This window comes from Deefgea rivuli DSM 18356 (assembly GCF_000620145.1).
GTDB lineage: Bacteria > Pseudomonadota > Gammaproteobacteria > Burkholderiales > Chitinibacteraceae > Deefgea > Deefgea rivuli.
Genome location: NZ_KK211082.1, coordinates 404,054 through 423,491 on the forward strand (window position 1 = coordinate 404,054; position 19,438 = coordinate 423,491).

At 49.5% G+C, this 19,438-nt stretch carries 17 protein-coding genes and 1 rRNA gene; 8 read left to right on the plus strand and 10 right to left on the minus strand.

Annotation, left to right across the window (positions count from 1 at the left end):
* Positions 1-291 precede the first annotated feature (291 nt).
* From Q320_RS0114740 to Q320_RS0114755, 4 genes are all read left to right on the plus strand, one after another.
* The gene (locus Q320_RS0114740) at positions 292-1,296 is read left to right on the plus strand and encodes a sulfate ABC transporter substrate-binding protein (RefSeq protein WP_027469639.1); all 1,005 of its coding nucleotides are present in this window, start codon (positions 292-294) and stop codon (positions 1,294-1,296) included.
* 260 nt (positions 1,297-1,556) lie between these two features.
* A complete protein-coding gene (gene cysT / locus Q320_RS0114745) occupies positions 1,557-2,390 on the plus strand; it encodes a sulfate ABC transporter permease subunit CysT (protein WP_027469640.1) in 834 nt (277 codons plus the stop codon).
* Positions 2,390-3,259: a sulfate ABC transporter permease subunit CysW gene (gene cysW, locus Q320_RS0114750; RefSeq protein ID WP_027469641.1), complete on the plus strand. Its 870-nt coding sequence runs from the start codon at positions 2,390-2,392 to the stop codon at positions 3,257-3,259. Before cysT ends, cysW begins: the two co-directional genes overlap by 1 nt.
* A 3-nt stretch (positions 3,260-3,262) precedes the next feature.
* Positions 3,263-4,315 carry a sulfate/molybdate ABC transporter ATP-binding protein gene (locus tag Q320_RS0114755; RefSeq protein WP_027469642.1) on the plus strand — a complete coding sequence of 351 codons (1,053 nt, stop codon included), beginning with the start codon at positions 3,263-3,265 and terminating at the stop codon, positions 4,313-4,315.
* Between the two features lie 68 nt (positions 4,316-4,383).
* Here the strand turns inward: Q320_RS0114755 and Q320_RS0114760 are convergent, their stop codons facing one another.
* The 7 genes from Q320_RS0114760 to Q320_RS0114790 all read right to left on the minus strand — a co-directional run bounded on the left by Q320_RS0114760 (position 4,384) and on the right by Q320_RS0114790 (position 9,982).
* Complete coding sequence (locus Q320_RS0114760; protein ID WP_156939080.1) at positions 4,384-5,271, minus strand: ZIP family metal transporter; 888 nt, start codon at positions 5,269-5,271, stop codon at positions 4,384-4,386.
* A gap of 68 nt (positions 5,272-5,339) precedes the next feature.
* Positions 5,340-5,954, minus strand: a complete 615-nt coding sequence (locus Q320_RS0114765; RefSeq protein WP_027469644.1) for a superoxide dismutase — start codon at positions 5,952-5,954, stop codon at positions 5,340-5,342.
* 39 nt (positions 5,955-5,993) lie between these two features.
* Positions 5,994-6,455, minus strand: coding sequence for a DUF2753 family protein (locus tag Q320_RS20070; RefSeq protein WP_051534787.1), 462 nt, complete (start codon positions 6,453-6,455; stop codon positions 5,994-5,996).
* 310 nt (positions 6,456-6,765) lie between these two features.
* Positions 6,766-7,638, minus strand: coding sequence for an OmpA family protein (locus tag Q320_RS0114775; RefSeq protein ID WP_027469645.1), 873 nt, complete (start codon positions 7,636-7,638; stop codon positions 6,766-6,768).
* A gap of 137 nt (positions 7,639-7,775) precedes the next feature.
* On the minus strand, positions 7,776-8,060 hold the full coding sequence (locus Q320_RS0114780) for a YkgJ family cysteine cluster protein (protein ID WP_035853818.1): 285 nt from the start codon (positions 8,058-8,060) through the stop codon (positions 7,776-7,778).
* A 76-nt stretch (positions 8,061-8,136) separates the two neighbouring features.
* Positions 8,137-8,910, minus strand: coding sequence for a substrate-binding periplasmic protein (locus Q320_RS0114785; RefSeq protein WP_027469647.1), 774 nt, complete (start codon positions 8,908-8,910; stop codon positions 8,137-8,139).
* A gap of 133 nt (positions 8,911-9,043) precedes the next feature.
* A complete protein-coding gene (locus Q320_RS0114790; protein ID WP_027469648.1) occupies positions 9,044-9,982 on the minus strand; it encodes a LysR family transcriptional regulator in 939 nt (312 codons plus the stop codon).
* Between the two features lie 166 nt (positions 9,983-10,148).
* Between Q320_RS0114790 and Q320_RS0114795 the strand changes: the two genes are divergently transcribed.
* The 4 genes from Q320_RS0114795 (at position 10,149) to Q320_RS0114810 (ending at position 14,302) form a co-directional block, all read left to right on the plus strand.
* Complete coding sequence (locus Q320_RS0114795; RefSeq protein WP_027469649.1) at positions 10,149-11,765, plus strand: GGDEF domain-containing protein; 1,617 nt, start codon at positions 10,149-10,151, stop codon at positions 11,763-11,765.
* On the plus strand, positions 11,762-12,829 hold the full coding sequence (locus Q320_RS0114800) for a tetratricopeptide repeat protein (protein ID WP_027469650.1): 1,068 nt from the start codon (positions 11,762-11,764) through the stop codon (positions 12,827-12,829). The genes Q320_RS0114795 and Q320_RS0114800 overlap by 4 nt, the downstream gene beginning before the upstream one ends.
* A 112-nt stretch (positions 12,830-12,941) precedes the next feature.
* Positions 12,942-13,685, plus strand: coding sequence for a DUF2092 domain-containing protein (locus Q320_RS0114805; RefSeq protein WP_027469651.1), 744 nt, complete (start codon positions 12,942-12,944; stop codon positions 13,683-13,685).
* A gap of 14 nt (positions 13,686-13,699) precedes the next feature.
* A complete protein-coding gene (locus Q320_RS0114810) occupies positions 13,700-14,302 on the plus strand; it encodes a hypothetical protein (protein ID WP_027469652.1) in 603 nt (200 codons plus the stop codon).
* Positions 14,303-14,407: 105 nt separating this feature from the next.
* On the opposite strand, the gene Q320_RS0114815 is transcribed toward Q320_RS0114810, so the two are convergent.
* From Q320_RS0114815 to rrf, 3 genes are all read right to left on the minus strand, one after another.
* A complete protein-coding gene (locus Q320_RS0114815; RefSeq protein ID WP_027469653.1) occupies positions 14,408-14,662 on the minus strand; it encodes a hypothetical protein in 255 nt (84 codons plus the stop codon).
* 63 nt (positions 14,663-14,725) lie between these two features.
* Positions 14,726-18,670 (minus strand): phosphoribosylformylglycinamidine synthase, encoded by a 3,945-nt coding sequence (gene purL, locus Q320_RS0114820; RefSeq protein ID WP_027469654.1) that lies wholly within the window; start codon positions 18,668-18,670, stop codon positions 14,726-14,728.
* Positions 18,671-19,147: 477 nt separating this feature from the next.
* A 5S ribosomal RNA gene (gene rrf, locus Q320_RS0114830) occupies positions 19,148-19,261 on the minus strand.
* Positions 19,262-19,438 lie beyond the last annotated feature (177 nt).

Sequence of the window (19,438 nt, forward strand, 5' to 3'; positions counted from 1 at the left end):
ATGAGCGAACGCGCCAAAGTGTTTAGATGTGGATGCCAAGTGTAACGACAGCAAATCATGAACGCCAATGTAATTCCCAATAAAAATTAGTCGCCATCTTATGTAAACAAGTCCACTAGCTTGCTGAAAACTATTTTTCAATGGGCAATAAACAGCCCCTTGCTTGCAAGCGGCTTCTTTAAAAAATAAAAACATTTAATTCTATAATAATAATTTTATATTCCTTGTTGGCATAAGCTTGAGTTGTTACAGTCAAATCCATTCTCATCTCGCGCTTCAAGGAATTCCGCAATGCCCCCACTTCGCCAACTTTCCCTTGCCCTCGCACTCAGCAGCTTATCAACGCTTGCGACTGCTGAGACCACATTGCTCAATGTCTCGTACGACGTGATGCGCGATTTTTATAAAGACTACAACCCGGTCTTTAAAAAATACTACGCCAGCAAAGACACGCTAACAATTCAGCAATCGCACGGCGGCTCTAGCAAGCAAGCGCGCTCAGTCATTGATGGCTTGGAAGCCGATGTCGTTACGATGAATCAAAGCACCGACATTGATGCGATTGTCGAGAAAGGCAAACAAATTAACCCTGGTTGGGAAAAGAAATTCCCGAATGAGGCGGCGCCCTTTTCTAGCTTGCAAGTGTTGATCGTGCGTAAAGGCAATCCAAAAGGCATCAAGGATTGGAACGATTTAACGAAACCTGGTGTTGGCGTGATTGTGCCGAATCCAAAAACCAGCGGTAACGGTCGCTATACCTTCCTCGCTGCATGGGGCGCAGCGCTGAAACAAAACGGCGGTAATGAAGCCAAAGCGCGTGAATTCACCAGCGCAATTTTCGCTAACGTGCCCGTGCTCGATGCCGGTGGCCGCGCCGCGACAACGACATTTATGCAGCGCCAAATCGGCGATGTATTGGTGACGTTCGAGAACGAAGCCGAAATGATTGCGCGCGAATTTGGCCGTGGCAACTTCGAAGTGGTGTATCCATCGATTTCAATTGACGCTGATTTACCCGTCGCCGTCGTCGATAAAGTCGTTGATAAACGCGGCACACGTGCGCCAGCGACTGAATATCTGCGCTATTTGTGGAGCCCAGAAGGCCAGGAAATCGCCGCGCAAAATTATCTACGCCCACGCAACGCCGCCGTTGCCGCCAAATACGCCAAGCAATTCCCGGCAATTAAATTATTTGGCGTCGATGAATTTGGTGGCTTACGTGCCGCACAAAAAAAATTCTTTGATGACGGCGCTATTTACGACCAAATCGCCGCTGAAATTGCTAAGAAAAAATAAGCGCTCACTCGCTTGAGGCGTGAATTTAAAACATAGGTATATGTCTTGTAGGCTTTATTTAAAAATGGCTACAAAGCTATACCTAAATAAAATTTCTAATTAACTACCCACCTTATTAAAAACACCGTAAGAACGGGCTTGCCCGCGAAAGCAATGTCAATATGAGCGTGAATCGTTTGAATTGACGGAGTCTTCGCTGGCAAGCCAGCTCCTACAAATGCAAATCACGTACAGCCTGTAGCCGCAAAAAGGATAGTTCTATGAAATTTAAACAAAGCAGTGTGCTACCGGGCTTTAATTTATCGCTCGGCTATAGCGTGCTGTATTTATCACTGATCGTGCTGCTGCCGCTCACCGCGCTGGTCACCAAAACAATGGGGCTCGATTGGGCGAGCTTTTGGGCGATTGTGACCGAGCCACGCGTGATGGCGTCGTATCGCGTGACTTTTGGCGCGTCCTTGATTGCGGCGGTGATTAATTTATTTGTCGGGATGTTGATTGCGTGGGTTTTGGTGCGCTATCAATTTCCATTTAAACGCTTTATTGATGCCTTGGTCGATCTGCCTTTTGCGCTGCCGACCGCCGTCGCCGGTATTGCGTTGGCGACACTCTATGCACCGAACGGCGTGTTGGGCGAGCCGCTGGAACGCATCGGGATCAAAGTTGCATTTACGCCATTAGGTATTGTGCTGGCGCTGACCTTTATCACGCTGCCCTTTGTGGTGCGTACGGTACAGCCGGTGTTGGAAGACTTAGAAAAAGAACTCGAAGAAGCCGCAGCTAGCCTTGGTGCAACGCGCTGGCAAGTGTTTACGAAAGTGATTTTCCCAACGATTTTCCCCGCATTACTCACCGGTTTCACATTGGCTTTTGCGCGAGCGATTGGCGAATTTGGCTCGGTGATTTTTATTGCTGGCAATATGCCGTTCAAATCTGAAATCACGCCACTGATGATTATTTCTAAGCTGGAGCAATACGATTACATGGGCGCAACGGCGATTGCCGTTGTTATGTTGGTCGTGTCATTTGGCTTATTGCTACTGATTAATGGCCTGCAATGGTGGATGGCCAAACGCTTAGGAAGACGTAAATAATGGCTACAACAACACAACAGCAAGTCGTCACCACAGAAGCACCGTGGGTGCGTTACAGCTTAATTTCACTGGCACTGCTACTGATCGGCGTTTTACTCATCATCCCTTTGCTGTCGGTATTTTATGAAGCATTGCGCCAAGGCTGGGGCTTGTATCAAGCCGCGTTGGTGGAAAGCGATGCCTTATCGGCGATCAAACTCACCTTGATTGTCGCGGCGATTAGTTTGCCGCTCAATTTGGTGTTTGGCGTCGCCGCAGCGTGGGCGATTGCCAAATTTGATTTCAAAGGCAAAAGTATTTTAATCACCTTGATTGACTTGCCCTTTGCCGTTTCACCGGTCGTGGCAGGTTTGGTTTTCGTGCTGATGTTTGGCGCGCATGGCTGGTGGGGCGAATGGCTATCGAGTCACAACATTAAAATTTTGTTTGCAGTGCCCGCCATTGTGTTGGCGACGGTGTTTGTGACGTTCCCCTTTGTAGCGCGTGAACTGATTCCACTGATGGAAGCGCAAGGCTCGGATGAAGAGCAAGCGGCGCTGGTACTCGGTGCAACAGGTTGGCAAACGTTTTGGCATGTCACGTTGCCGAATATTAAATGGGGTTTGCTCTACGGCGTGATTTTGTCCAACGCACGGGCCATGGGTGAATTTGGCGCGGTATCGGTGGTGTCGGGGCATATTCGCGGCCTGACCAATACGATTCCGTTGCACGTTGAGATTTTGTACAACGAATACAACTTTGTAGGCGCTTTTGCTGCCGCTTCGATTCTGGCCTTGCTGGCGCTGCTGACCTTGGCGCTCAAGAGCTATATCGAATGGCGCACTGAACAGCAAGCGATTGAAGACAAAAAACATGCGACTGAGGAATAAGCCATGAGTATCGAAATTCGAAATATCGTCAAAACCTTTGGCGACTTTAAAGCACTGAATGATTTGAGTTTGGATGTTAAATCGGGTGAACTCATCGCTTTGCTCGGGCCATCGGGTTGCGGAAAAACGTCTTTATTGCGCGTCATTGCGGGTTTAGAAACACCAGATTCAGGACAAATTTTATTTCATGGCGAAGATACCACCGATAGGCATGTGCGTGAACGCCAAGTGGGCTTTGTCTTCCAGCACTATGCCCTCTTCCGCCACATGACCGTGTTTGAAAATGTCGCGTTTGGCCTGCGGGTGCGTCCGAAATCAACTCGCCCGTCTGACGCTGAAATCAAACGCAAAGTGCATGATTTATTGCAATTGGTGCAGCTCGATTGGCTGGCGGATCGCTATCCGGCGCAATTGTCAGGCGGTCAACGGCAACGAATTGCATTAGCGCGCGCGCTGGCGGTTGAACCGAAAGTCTTGCTACTCGATGAGCCATTTGGTGCACTCGATACCAAGGTGCGCAAAGAGCTGCGCCGCTGGTTGCGCCGCCTGCATGATGAAATTCATGTGACGTCGGTTTTCGTGACGCACGATCAGGAAGAAGCGCTCGAAGTCGCCGACCGCGTGGTGGTAATGAATCAAGGGCAAATCGAACAAATCGGTACACCGTCTGAAGTCTACGACACGCCAGCCAGCCCGTTTGTGTATCAATTTTTGGGCGATGTAAATTTATTCCATTCTCGCGTTCACGACAGTTGGGCCAAAGTCGGCAGCGGCAAATTTGCCAGTCCACAAGACGAAGCCGCCGTGGTTTACGTTCGCCCGCATGAAATCGACCTGAGCCGCATTGCGGTGACGGGTGCAGTCAGCGGCACGATCACGCATATTCGCTTGCTGGGCGCAACGGTGCGTTTGGAAGTCGACGTCGAAACCGGCGCAGCGGCGCACGATGTGGTTGAAGTCGAGCTAACGCGTGAGCGCCAAGTCGAAGGTGGCTGGCAAGTTGCCGAAACGGTGTATCTGGTGCCGCGTGAAGCAAAAGTGCAGTTAGTTGCTTAATTAAATACAAGGGTATTGCCATCTAGCCTTTTACTAACAATGACTAGATGGTAATACCCTTATTGTATTTAACTTAATGCAGTATCGAGCATCATCATAATCACAAAGCCAAATAACAAACCTGTCGTCGCAAATAGCTCATGGCCTTTGCGGTGTGATTCGGGAATAATTTCATGGCTGATGACAAATAACATCGCGCCCGCAGCAAAACCGAGTGACCACGGTAATAGGCTGGCGGAAAAGCCCACTACCAGCGCGCCAAACACAGCGGCAATCGGCTCGACCACACCCGATAAAATCCCCAAGGCCACCGATTTGAACCGTGAATAACCCACCGCGACCAAAGCAGCGGCAACGATAAGCCCTTCTGGAATATCTTGAATCGCAATGCCCATCGTCAGCGCACTGGCGTGCAGTGCATCGGTGCCAGCATACGCCACGCCAATGGCCAAACCTTCGGGCAAATTATGCAAAGCAATCGCAAACACAAACAGCCAAGTGCGGCGGATTGTTTTCGCTTCAGGGCCTTCTAGCCCTTTGATGAAATGCTCGTGCGGCACGATTTTGTCGATCAAGAGCAGCAAAGCGCCACCGAGTAAAATCCCGCCGCCCACCATCAGCGATGCTTGCCACGGGCCAGCGCCTTGTAATTTGGCGGCGTTAATCCCGGGAACAACCAGCGAAAAAGCACAGGCCGCCAACATCACGCCAGCACCAAAACCAAATAATGTGTCTTGCGTGCGCGGTGCAATGGTTTGCGACAGCAAAACAGGCAAAGCGCCCAACGCGGTTGCACCCGCAGCAATCAAGCCGCCCGTGAGCGCCGCCGTCACTTGCGGGCTGCTGGCAAAGCCCATTTTTTGCCACAGCATTTGCGTTAACAAAATGCCTGTGACCAGCACCAAACTAAAGCCCAGCATTTTGCGAAAGAGGTAAGTTTTTGCCAAGATATTCATCGATTTCTTGCGCCTCATGGTGTTGTGTTGCGAGTGCCGAGCCGCAGCCCAGCACCAGCAACGATGAATTAGGGCTGACGCGCGGCGGCGTAGCGCTGCGCAACTTCACCCCAGTTAATCACCGCGTAGAAAGCGGCGATATATTCCGGGCGACGATTTTGATACTGCAAGTAATAAGCGTGTTCCCACACATCCAAGCCCAAAATCGGCGTGTTGCCGTGCAGCAGCGGGCTATCTTGATTGGCGCTGCTTTCCACGACTAGCACGCCGTTCCGATCAACTGACAACCACGCCCAACCGCTGCCAAAACGGCTCACTGCGGCTTGCGTAAACAGCGCTTTAAATGTGTCGAAATTTTGCAAATCACGCTCAATCGCCGCGAGTAATTCGCCAGTGGGCATACCACCACCTTGCGGCGACATCACCGTCCAAAACAGGCTGTGATTGGCATGGCCGCCACCATGATTGCGTACCACCGCTTGCAGATCGCTCGGCAAAGTTTCAATTTGGCGCAGCAAATCTTCAACTGGCGTATCCGCGTGCGGCGTATTGGCAACGGCCGTATTGAGATTATTGATATAGGTTTGGTGATGGCGTTGATGATGAATTTCCATCGTTGCGGTATCTAAATGCGGCTCCAGCGCGTCGTAGGCATAAGCAAGTTCAGGCAATTGATGAGGCATAGTGCATCCTTGTTCGGGTCAAATAGAGGGGAAAAAAACTTAATGCAAGATGCCTTGAGCGTGCGACATACCCAGCGTCTGGATGAGATGGCCATATTGCGGATGCTCGGCGATAAAGCGCATCAGTTCTAATTGCGTCCGACGCTGATGGTGCATGGCGGCATTGTGCAAAGCGCCCACATCGGCCAAACGCATGAGTTGACGATGAATCGCGCACAATTGGTCGGCGGCTAAATCCAAATGGCCTGCGCGCTGATGTAAATCAGCCAAATTATGGTAAGTGGTCACCAGCGCCGCGATGGCGTTGTCGGCAATACGGCTGTCGCGCAACAAAGATTGCGCTAAGGACAGGCCATAAAGATAAGCGCGATGCGCCGAATCGCTGTCGCCAATGGCAAAAGCTTGATTACCGGCGGTAATCGCGTGCTGCCATTGCGTGAGCTGATGCTGTGAAGTACTACGGTGAACGGTGGGTCTGCGATTGAGCTGTCCGTAGATCATGATGCGGTCCACTAAGAATGAATAGGTAAGCTCATACTAATTGATAACGATAATGATTATCAATAACAATTTGTATGCAACATCACCACGCAGCACAACAATTTAGTTAAAGCGCTGTTTTTTATGACAAATGCAATAGAGGCTCACAGCGTCTGATGAGTGCCTCATCACAAGGCTAGTTCAGAATGATGTGCAGAAATTCCGAATGTATCTCCGACTTTAGCCAGTCACTCGAAGCAGGTAAAAGTGCAAATAAAAAAAGCCCCGCAACAAGCGGGGCTGTGTTCAAGCATTTAATGCGAGTTTATTTTTACTCGGAAAATTCAATCCGGCGATTTTTCTGACGACCCATATCAGTGCCGTTATCCGCAATCGGGCGCTCTTGCCCCATGCCAATCGCAATCAATTGCTTGCCATTCACACCATTTTTAATCAGCAAAAAGCGCACTGCTGCGGCGCGCTCTTGCGATAATTTCTGATTCGCCGCCGCATCACCGACATTATCGGTGTAACCCAGCACGCGAATCACACGGCCATCTTCGAGCAAAAAGGCCGCAATTTCTTTCAAACGCGGTTGCGATGCTTCGCTCACTTGCGCCGAGCCCGTCGCAAACTCAATCGATTCATTCAGCAATACGCCATCATTCCACACGCTCAATTGTGCATCTTCAACGACATGCAGCTGGCTTGCCACCGCCACACCCGGTTTAAACCAATGGCCCAAGCCCAAATTAATGCCATCGCTGAGCTTCATGCTGCCCGCTTCACCACTAAACAGCACTTTATCGCCGCCGAGTTGCAATTCAAACGCTTTGAGTTGTTTCAAACGCGCGAAAATCTCAATCGGGCGTCCCGCCCACCAAAACGCCGGTACGCTGGCATCCACGACCAGCTGATCGATGACATTCTCTGCGCCCCACAGTAAACGCGCCGGTTTAAGTAAGCGCTGCTTGCTGGCTTCATCCGCTACACGGCCAGTGAATGTGAGCTTGCCGTCGACCAAGGCCATATTAATCTGGCCCAAGACAAATTGCTTTTCGCTACTGGCTACCGCACTCGCTGCAGCGACGGGCTTTGGGCTCGTGCTAGGCAGTAATTTTGTTGCAAATAAAGCCGCACCAATTGCCAAAGCACTAACGACCAGCCCCACCGAAACCCCAATTTTTTCTTCAGTATTTAACACCGCAACATCCCCAATAAGTGACCTTGCATCATGCCACAAGATGATGAACTTTTAATGTAAGCAATATCGGTTTATTGCAGATTGCGACAGAAAAAATACAGCTAAGGTAAAGAAAATAGACGACCCGCATTCGACGGCTAATGAATATGAATTAAAGGAATGCGCTTTCTTTGCTCCATGCAATCGCTATCACCCGCCTCGTATTCACGGCAAATCCACGGCCTTTGCTCATAAATCGTACAGAGCATGGTGCTGCGATTGAGTGCCGCGCACCAACCATCAGCAAGCCGATGCATAATTTCACCGCCCCAAGCGTCAATTTCGATGAATTCCGCCGGCACATCATCGTCGCCAGCAATCAGCATGACTTCTAATTGGCAGCAACAGGCTTTACAGCTGCTACATGAAATAGCATCAGACATGTGTTCTCCAATCAATTCCAAACAATATCAGCCTTGCTTATACAGGAATTTAACCGAAGCGAAGAGCGGGAAGGAGTTAGGGATGACTGACGTTGGGCAACTCACCGCGCTGGAGCGCGGGTTGCTGCGTATATTGCCGCAGGAAATCGGCATAAGAGATTTGTTTTTGTACTTTTTGCAACGCACGCTCATACGCAGGTAACCAAACAGCGCCCTGCCGCGTAAACGCTGAATACAAGCCCACTGGCGGCTCAGGTAATAGCCATTGCATCAAATCATCGGCTAACTGCTGCTGTGTTATTTCGTGCTCAATACTGCTGCTATCAGGGGAGTAATACGCTTGAATCCGGCCAAATTTCACCTTCAGCAAATGCCGCCGAGTCACATCAGCGCCGCCCATCGTTTCATATTTAAGCCGAAAATCGCGCATTAGCGGCGAACGAAAACCCTCATTCCACACGCCTAGCTGCAAAGGCAATAGATCATTAACGCTACGAATCGGGCCAATGCCTGAATCCTTTCGCACGGTAATCGACCCCTGAATCCAAAACAAAGGCTGCGATGCATATTTTAAATAGCTGTTTCGCTCAGCTTGCTGGCCCAGATACAGAACCAGATCGACATCATTCGTTTTCACCAAGCGCAACAAAGGGCGCTCCAGAAAAACCGGTTGAACCTGCATCTCTTTGGCAATCAGCTCAAAATAAGCCAGCGCCGCACCGCGTGGCGGTCCATTTCCTCTCATCCCATGCGGCGGTAAATGAAAAAAGCCCACGCGCAAAGGCGGATCGGCGGCCATTGCCAGCGCCGAAAACAAGCAAGACAAACAGCCATATCGAAACCAGCGCATCTTGCCCTCGCAATGAATAAAGAGCTTTAACTATGGCACTCAATCTTTATTGTATAAAGCCTGAATAAAATATAAGGGTATATCAATGTATGCATTCATTATCAATAACCACATCGACATACCCATGCTTAAATCAGCGAATATAAGGCAACACAATTTCATCGCTGCGGCTCACGCCTGCTGTGACGCTGCGGCACAGATCGAGAAAAGCGCTCATTCCCGCTGTGCGGTATTTTTGTTTGTGTACGACAAAGTGAAATTGCCGTGCCAAATCTAAATCCGCCACGGGCAACTCGACCAAACTGCCACGGCGAAACGCTTCTTTGAGTGCCAGACGCGAAATACAGCCGATGCCCAGACCTGATTCGACCGCGCGCTTGATCGCCTCGGTGTGCTCTAGCTCCAAACGAATATCAATCTGCGATTGCACATGCCGCATCGCATAATCAAAAGTCTGCCGCGTTCCCGAGCCTGGCTCGCGCACAATCCATGCGGCGGCGACTAAATCAGCAAACGTCACCGTCTGCTGCTGCGCCACTTTCAGCGCCAATGGATGCTCGGGCGCAGCAAATACCGCCAACTCATCGGCAATCCACGGAATCACGTCCAAATCCGGATGCTGGCAATCGCCTTCGATGAGGCCCAAGTCCAGCTCAAAGTGCGCCACTTGCCGCACGATATGCGCGGTATTGTGCACTCCGAGCGAAATCCGGCAACCCGGATGCTGGCGCATAAAGTCGCCAATTAATAAAGTCGCGAGATAATTACCTATCGTCAACGTCGCACCAACGCGCATCGGGCCAAAGCCTGAGCGCCCCGCCAGCAGCGCATCAATTTCAGCCGCATGATCGAGTAATTGCATCGCTTGTGGCAGCAGCATGGCGCCGAGTTCATTGAGTTGCAAACGCTTGCCGATCCGATCAAACAAGCGCCTATCGTAAATGCGCTCTAATTCAGATAGGGCGGTACTGGTTGCGGATTGCGATAAGCCCAATTGCTCAGCCGCACGCGAAACACTTTCGCCACGCGCCACGGCGACGAATACTTCGAGCTGGCGCAAAGTAAATCTCATATCGACGCCTTCAATGAATAATTAAAATTTAATTCATACTATAAATATACAAGCTTGGCACAGCAAGCACTCAACACGATGTAGCGCTGAACTTTTGCAGTGTTTCAAGGGCAGAGCACGCAATGTTGTCTATATTAATACTCTAAAAATCAGCATCCTAGCCAAAATGCCCGATTCAATTGAAAGCATAAGTCAGCTCGAGTTATGGATTAAAGAAGCCCGTAGTTGGTTCGTGCCCGATTGCGCCAAAACGATCACGATTTTGCTCCCCGCCATAGTACTGGCCAAAGCACAGCATGAAACCCAACAAGAAATCGAAGCCTTGCTACTACTGGCACTCAGCTATTGGGCGCTCGGGCAATTGGCCGATGCGCATCTCGCGCTGGATCGCGTCGAAACACTCAAGCGCATCAGTAAAGATCCTCGCCATGCTGCCGAATACGACAATGCCCGCGCCCGCTTGCTGCTCGCTGCGAGTGAATACGGCCCAGCACTCAAACTGTGGAGCAGCTGCCTCAAAAAAGCACTCAGCCTGCAAGCTTTTGATTTGTACGTGCAGGCCTGCCTTGGCATCGGCAATATTTTCACTGCACATCAACAACACGGTAATGCGCTACGCTGGCACGAAACGGCACTCGAATTTGCGCGAAAAGTTAGCGATCACGAGCTACTGGCTGAAAGTTTTTTGCATGTCGCAGCCGATCTAAATCACCTGGGCGAATATGAACTCACCCTCGTGCTGTCCAAGCAAGGTGAACCGGTTTTTCTCACGAGTCGGCATAAAGCATGGCTAGCCGATTGGTATAGTTATCGCGGCGACGCGCATATGGCGCTGAAGCAATATCACCAGGCTCAAGGCTGGCTGCAAGCGGCATGGGACTTAAATCAAAACCTCAATTATTTGTGGAGCCAATCGATTAATTTAATGGCTTTAGGCCGCGTATATATGGCGCAGCAACGTTTTGTTGAAGCCGAACATTACCTGCTGCTGGCGCTGAAAACGATCCTCTCTTTTGCCTCGAATGTGCTATTGCTACGCGTTTACAATCTTTTAGCTGAATTAGGGCAAGCCAAGGACGATTACAAAATGGCGTGGGAGAATCGCCATCATTACCATCGTTTGGCGATCAGTGACGTGCAGCAAATGGCGAAAGAAAAACTGACCTCAGCACTAGAACGCCGTATCAAAGACCTCGACACCCAATTATTTGTGCTGCAAACACGCCAAGAAAACCTACTGCTCAGGCAAAAAAGCAGTGCCGATTCCGAGCTGCTGAACACGCTGCGTAGCGCCTCGTTACAAGATCCATTGACCGGCTTAAGTAACCGCCGCCATCTCGATCAAGAAATGCCCTTAATGTATCAACGCTGTATTGAAGAACAGCGTGCTTTCACGACCTTAATGCTCGATTTAGATCATTTCAAAAGTATTAACGATCAATTTGGCCATCCGATTGGCGATGAGGTGATCCGTACGATTGCCGCTATTTTGCTGCAATCTTGCCGTGGTGGTGATTTAGTCGCCCGCTTTGGCGGTGAAGAATTTGTGCTTTTATTACCGGGCGCGATGGGTAGCACTGCTGTTGAAGTATCGGAACGCATTCGCAAACGGATTGAAGAATTCAACTGGGTGCAATTTCACGCAGAGCTTAAAGTCACTTCTAGCATTGGCGTTGCCGAACAAATTGACGAACCCGATGCGAAAACACTACTTGAGCATGCCGACCAAGCGCTTTATCAGGCCAAACATAATGGGCGTAATCGCGTGGAGTTGTATCAATGAGCCCCGATGAATTTGATGCCGAACTCCCCCATATCCGCAAAACCATGCGCTTTGAGCATCAAGCTGATGGCATGACGGCGGCGGTTTTAAGAGCGCAGCAAATGCCCTACCCGCTAGGCCAAGCTCAAGCTTTATTGTATCGGGGTGAGTTTTTATTGGATGTCGGTGAGCAGCCCAACGCCGCCACCAAAGATTTTCGCGAAGCCGGTTTACTGGCACGCCAGCTTAATAATTGGTCTTTACTCGCACAAACTTTGCATTGGCAAGCGCAATGCCAACTGCATTTGGGCGAGTATATGCGTGCGCTAGATATTTGGCTGCAAGCACTGCAAACGGCAATCGAAGGCGAAGACAGCCGCGCTTTTATTCGCGGCTATTCGGGCATCGCCCAAGTGTGTTTGGTATTTGGTCAGCTCGACATTTCGATCGACTATCAACGACGCGCTCTAAATTTAGCCGAAAATGTCGATGATACTAGCTTGCGCGTAGACTGCTTACTCGCGCTCATTGCCAGCTGCTATCGCCTCAAACTCTATAGTGAAGTGGCACTTTTATTAACTCGCCTCACTGCGCAATTACAATTACGCCCGCACCTAGAAACTCAAGCTGAATTTCATATCTATAGCGGCCTTGTTTTACTCGATCACGATCACATTGATGACGCATATGAGCATTTAGAATTAGCGCGCGCACTTGCACAGCAATTTGGCGGCTTATGGTGTCGCTCTTACGTGGCCTTGATTTTAGGACGTATTTTTTTGCGACAAGATAAACTGCAAGAAGCTAGAGTTTCATTAGAACTTTGCCTTACGCTCGGAGAACAAATTCGCGGTTTTTCAATGAGCCAAGAAGCGCATGAATTACTAGAAACACTATGTGCCGAACAGGGTGATTATCATGGCGCATTACTTCACTTAGAAGCAGGCCATGCCAAGCAATTAAAGTTATTACAAAAACAAGCTGAAAAGAAGCTTCTACGCATTTCGCAAAAACAACTCAATCAGCTCGAACTCGCGCTGCGTCTTGAGTTAAGTCGAATTCGCTACACTCAAGTCGACACTTGATTTTTCAACAGCCCTACAATCACATTACAAGCTGCAATGAGTTTCATGCTTTAATTAAGCTGAGAATCAGCATCACAAGCCCACTTTTGGATCAATACACTGGAGAAAGCGAATGAAACTAAAATCAATCTGGCTAGGTTTAGCCTTAATCCCACTGAGCGTTACTGCCTTGGCAAGCGATGCATCAGACTCTAAAGTGAACCCAAAAGTCGTTGCCAAAGCGGTTGAAATGGGTAAGCACCTGCGCTCTTTGCAAAAAGCAGAAGTGACCGCAAAAGTAACACATGATGTCACCCTCGAATCAGGGCATAAAATTCAAGCACAAGGCACTAGCCAAATGGTGTTCGTAGACAAAAACAAGCTGTATATGAATATTGACAGCGAGAACATCACCCGCGAATACTTTTACGATGGTAAAAAACTAACGCAATATTCCCCTAATTTGCAGTATTACACGACCGTAGACGTAGCGGGCAATACGCTAGAGATGCTCAACCAAGTCGAAAAATACTATGGTCTACAACTACCATTAAAAGCCTTATTTCAATTAGGCAGTGATCAAGCAGAACTGAGCAAACTCACCCTAGCAGCCTATGTTGGTCCATCAAAAATTAATGGCCAAGTCTGCGATCACCTCGCCTTTAGCCAACCCGGTGTGGATTGGCAGCTTTGGGTGAGCCGCGCCGAGAAGCCTTTACCGTGCAAACTCGTCATCACCAAAACAGATGAAAGCAGCCAGCCGCAAACCTCGCAAACATTTACATGGAATCTGAACCCGAAAGTCGCAGCGAGTGAATTTACATTCAAGCCAGGAAAAGGCGATATTGCCATTCCATTCAAAAAAATTGCTGAATAAGGGAAGCAAAAATCATGTTTAAAGTAACTTCTAAATCAGCATTACTCTCGATTATTGCTGTATCAATGTTTACCCTAGGTTTGCCAACAGAAGTCATGGCTCGCGGTGATGGTGGCGGACGTAGTGGTGGCGGCGGCAAAAGTAGCGGTAAAATTGATCGACCAGCGCCAAGTGGCGGCGGCAGCGCAAAAGCAGCCAATCGTTCAGGTAATGCGAATGGCAACAGAGCGGTAAGCAACAGTGGAGGCAATAAAGCCGTTAACAATAGCGGCAATAAAACGGTCAATAATGTAAAAGGCGGCAACAGAAACAATAACGTAAACATCGACAATAGCAGAGACGTTAACGTCAACGTTGATGGCAATAATGGTTGCTGCTACGGTGGCGGATATAACAATAACTACAACGACCACCCTATTGGCACCGCAGTGGCGGTGACTGCCGCCATCGCCGTAACCGCCGCCGTGGTTGGTTCGATTTTGACGCCAAATCAAATGCCAAGTAATTGTGTCCAAGTCGTTCGCTACAACACGACGTATATGCAATGCGGCTCAACGTGGTATCAGCCACAATACCAAGGTAGTAGCGTCACTTATGTTGTCGTGAACCAACCTTAATCATTTTTGCCATCCACGCAAAAAGGCCGCAAATGCGGCCTTTTTATATCGATGTATATGAATGTAGACTATGAAATAAAATAGCTACATCGACATACCCCTAGCTCATTTAAGCAATGTATGCGTCAATAATTTCTGATTCACAAACTGCGCTTTAATTTGTAAATCACCGTTTTGCCACACCGCGCTTTCGCCTTCAACGCCCAAAAAACTACCACGCTCTGTATTGGTTGGCTCACCCAAAAGCGCGACGACTTCAGTGCGGCTCATTCCTGCGCTAACTTTTTGATAATTTTCAGCGGTAATTTTGCTACACGCCGCCAGCAAACACAGCACGGCTAAAACAAGAAAACGTTTCATCACTTTAAATCCTGCAATAAATAAAAGCAGCCCGCAGGCTGCTTTTGTAGGCTGAGACTCAAATTAGCCGAGGAAAACTCGCGCATTGCGGAACATCCGCAACCATGCGCCGTCTTCTGACCAATCTTCCGGATGCCATGAGTTTTGCACCGTGCGGAATACGCGTTCTGGATGCGGCATCATAATGCTAAAGCGGCCATCTGGCGTCGTCACACCGGCAATCCCATCTGGCGAACCATTCGGATTCATCGGGTAAGTTTGCGTGGCTTTACCGTGGCTATCCACATAACGCATCGCAACCAGCGCTTTAGCTTTATTGCCTTGCTGGCTGAAATTCGCAAAACCTTCACCGTGGCTCACCACCACTGGCATTTGGCTGCCTTCCATACCGGCGAAGAACAAGGATGGCGATTTCAGCACTTCGGCCATCACAAAACGCGCTTCAAACTGCTCGCTTTGATTGCGGGTGAATTTAGGCCAGTGTTCAGCGCCCGGAATGATGCCCGACAAATTCGCCATCATTTGGCAACCGTTACACACGCCCAAACCAAAGGTATCGGCACGTTTAAAGAAGGCTTCGAATTGTTCACGCGCTGCGCCATTAAACAGAATCGATTTCGCCCAACCTTCACCCGCTCCCAATACGTCTCCGTAAGAGAAGCCACCACACGCCGCCAAGCCATTGAAATCAGCCAACTGCACGCGGCCAGCGATCACGTCACTCATATGCACGTCAACCGCGGTGAAACCAGCACGCGTAAATGCCGCGCCCATTTCGACATGACCATTCACGCCTTGCTCACGCAACACGGCAACACGTGGTTTAACACCCTTGCTGATATACGGCGCAGCAATGTCTTCGGACGGATTAAAGCTCAACTTAGCGAACAAGCCTTTATCGGCTTTATCGCCAATGCGAGCGTATTCAGCATCTGCGCATGCTGGATTGTCGCGCAGCCGTTGGATTTGCCAGCTGGTATGGCTCCACGCGCGCTGCAAATTCACGCGAGTTTCATCGAGCAATAGACGATTGCGTTTTTTGATTTTCAGCTTGTCGTCATGGTTGGTCGAACCAATCACATGCAACTCACCTGCCAAACCTGCATTCATAAACGCAGCGATAACAGCAGCAGTGTCACTACGACGAACTTGCATTACAGCACCCAGTTCTTCGTTGAACAACACGCCCATCACACGGCCGTTTTCGGCGCGTTCGATATCATCCGATGAAATTTCATCTTGCTGGCGCTGACGCAAACGGCGCTCGATACACAACTCGTCGATTTCTAACGTTACGCCGCAATGACTAGCAAACATCATTTCCGCCACCGCAGTTACCAAACCACCATCAGATCTATCGTGATAGGCCAGCAGTTTGCCTTCGGCATTGAGCAATTGCACCGTCGCAAAGAACGATTTCAAATGCGCTACATTCACCACATCCGGTGCAAAATTGCCGACTTGGCTATACACCTGAGCCAACGCCGAACCACCAAGACGGCATTTACCCGTGCCCAAGTCGATCAACAGCAAATCAGACTCTACGTCTTGCAGCACTGGCGTTAGTGTTTTGGTCACGTCGGTGACTGGCGCAAAGCCCGAAATCACCAAAGACAGCGGCGCAGTGACAGCTTTGGCTTCGCCATCATTCCACACCGTTTTCATCGACAAGGAATCTTTACCGACTGGAATCGATACGCCCAATTGACGGCACAGCTCCAAACCAACGGCGGCAACGGTGTCGTACAAATTCGCGTCTTCACCCGGATGCCCAGCTGGCGCCATCCAGTTAGCAGATAATTTCACGTCAGAAAGTTTTTCAATTGGCGCAGCAGCCAAGTTGGTCAGCGCTTCACCTACCGCCATACGGCCAGAGGCTGGGCCTGAAATCAAAGCAAGAGGGGTACGTTCACCCATCGCCATCGCTTCGCCGCGTAGCGTGTTATACCCCATCGTAGTGACTGCAACGTCAGCCACTGGGATTTGCCACGGTCCGACCATTTGATCGCGCGCGGTATAGCCGCCCACGGTACGGTCGCCGATATTAATCAAGAAGGATTTGTCGGCTACAGAAGGCAAAGACAAGACGCGATACAGCGATTCTTTTAAATCTAATGAGGCCGAATCAAAGGTTTTCAGCTCCGGCGCAATCCGCGTTACATCACGCGTCATTTTTGGTGGTTTGCCCAGCAACACGTCCATCGGCATATCGACGGGTTTATTGTTGAAATGTGGATCTTCAACCGTCAATTGACGCTCGTCGGTCGTGCGACCAATCACCGCAAACGGACAACGCTCACGTTCGCAAATGGCTTCAAACGTCAGCAAGTCATTCGGGTGAATGCCGAGCACGTAGCGCTCTTGCGATTCGTTGGACCAAATTTCTTTCGGTGCCATGCCTTTTTCTTCGATATTCACTTTACGCAAATTGAAGACCGCGCCCATGCCCGCATCGTTCACGAGTTCTGGGAAGGCATTTGAAATCCCGCCCGCGCCAACGTCATGGATCGATTGAATTGGGTTCAAACTGCCACGTTGCCAGCAGCGATCAATGACTTCTTGGCAACGGCGTTGCATTTCTGGATTGCCACGTTGTACCGAGTCAAAATCCAAATCAGCCGCATTGCTACCGGTTTCCATCGATGAAGCGGCGCTGCCGCCCATGCCGATCAACATGCCTGGGCCGCCGAGTTGAATCAGCAATGAGCCATCTGGCAGGTCATTTTTCTTCACGTGCAGCGCGCTGATATTGCCCAAACCACCAGCAATCATAATCGGCTTGTGATAACCACGGCGCTCGCTGTTGAAATCCAATTCAAAGGTACGGAAATAACCCGCCAAATTCGGGCGACCAAATTCATTATTAAATGCCGCCGCACCAATCGGCCCCTCGATCATAATATCGAGCGCGCTGGCGATGCGATCTGGCTTGCCGTACGGCGTTTCCCACGGCTGAATATGGCCGGGTAAATTCAAGTTTGAAACGGTGAAACCACACAAACCCGCTTTCGGTTTCGAGCCACGACCAGTTGCACCTTCATCACGAATCTCACCGCCCGAGCCGGTTGCTGCGCCTGGGAATGGAGAAATCGCGGTTGGATGATTGTGCGTTTCCACTTTCATCAGAATATGCGTTTCTTCCTGCGTGAAGGCATACTCAGCACCATCAGCCACAGGGAAAAAACGTTCAGTCAACGCGCCTTCGATCACCGATGAATTATCCGAATACGCCACCACAGTGCCTTCCGGCGCGGCTTTATGCGTTTCACGGATCATGCCAAACAAGCTGTAGTCTTGCGCTTGACCATCGATGATGAAATTAGCGTTAAAGATTTTATGGCGGCAATGCTCAGAATTGGCTTGCGCAAACATCGTTAATTCAACGTCGCTCGGGTTACGGCCGAGCTTGGTGAAGTTCTCCACCAAGTAATCGATTTCGTCATCCGACAAAGCCAAACCGTATTCGATATTGGCTTTCTCGAGCGCCGCTTTACCGCCAACTAATACATCAACGGTTTCAAGCGCTTTTGGCTCAAAATGACGGAACAATTCATTGCCAGCTGCCAAGCCATCAAACACTTGCTCAGTCATTCGATCGTGAATCAGCGGCAATAGGATATTTTTTTCTGCGGTCGATAGCGCAGAGCCATCGGCTTTGCTGGCATAAATCGCCATACCGCGCTCAATGCGCGCTACTTTGCCAGCCAGACCACAATGCAAGGCAATATCCGTCGCTTTGGAAGACCACGGTGAAATCGTACCCAAGCGTGGCAACACCAAAATCGGTGTGCCTTGCGCCAACGCGACGTTCGCAGGCTCACCGTAGCTCAAAATACGCTCTAAAGTCGTCAGATCAGCGCTAGCTAATTCCTGAGATTGCTCGATAAAGTGCCAGAATTCGGCGTACAGATTGGCCTGAATCCCCTGCGCAGCCAAACTGGCAACGAGTTTTTCAATCCGAAACGAAGAAAGTGCGGCACCGCCGCGAAGTTGGAGCACATCAGCCATTGCTGCATCCATAGTGGCAAAAATCGAAGTTGCAATGATACCGAAAAAAGACCAAGTTCGCAGGATGGGCTTGAGCTTATACTGCTGTTTATTCGTATTTTTTTCTCAAACACTCGCTTTTAAGCTCAAGATGTCTGCATTTCACCTGCATTTAACGCTACTGAGCGAAGAAGAGAACACGATTTAAAAAAATAGTAATTTGATTCAACAGCTAAAAACTTTCGCCAAAGTAACGACGATCAGAATGAACTCAAGTACTTAAAGAGCTAGGATCAGCAAAACTAGCAATTTGCTACAAAAATCTAGCGAAAATGACTCTGCATAAAGCACTCAAGTTCACATTCTAAGTAGATATACAGGGTATATCAATATAGGCTTTGTTTATAAATGGCTAGCGAGCAATACCCATTTATCTTCGTTTCTCGCGGACAGCAAAAAGCCCGACTCTTTCGAATCGGGCTTCTTACTTAAAGGGGAGTCTGGCAATGACCTACTTTCACACGGGCAATCCGCACTATCATCGGCGCTGAGGTGTTTCACTGTCCTGTTCGGGATGGGAAGGAGTGGGACCACCTCGCTATGGTCGCCAGACAAAAACTTGTCTGATGCAACTCTTGCGAGTTACACGAGAGTTATCGCATTCTGCTTTTCGCTCGATTTAAACATTTTCATGTCTCATCTCCGCAATCAGCCTACAGCGCTAACTCGAATTCAATAGAAGAAGTAATTATACTACACACCAATCAACACTATTTAAGTATTTTTGTT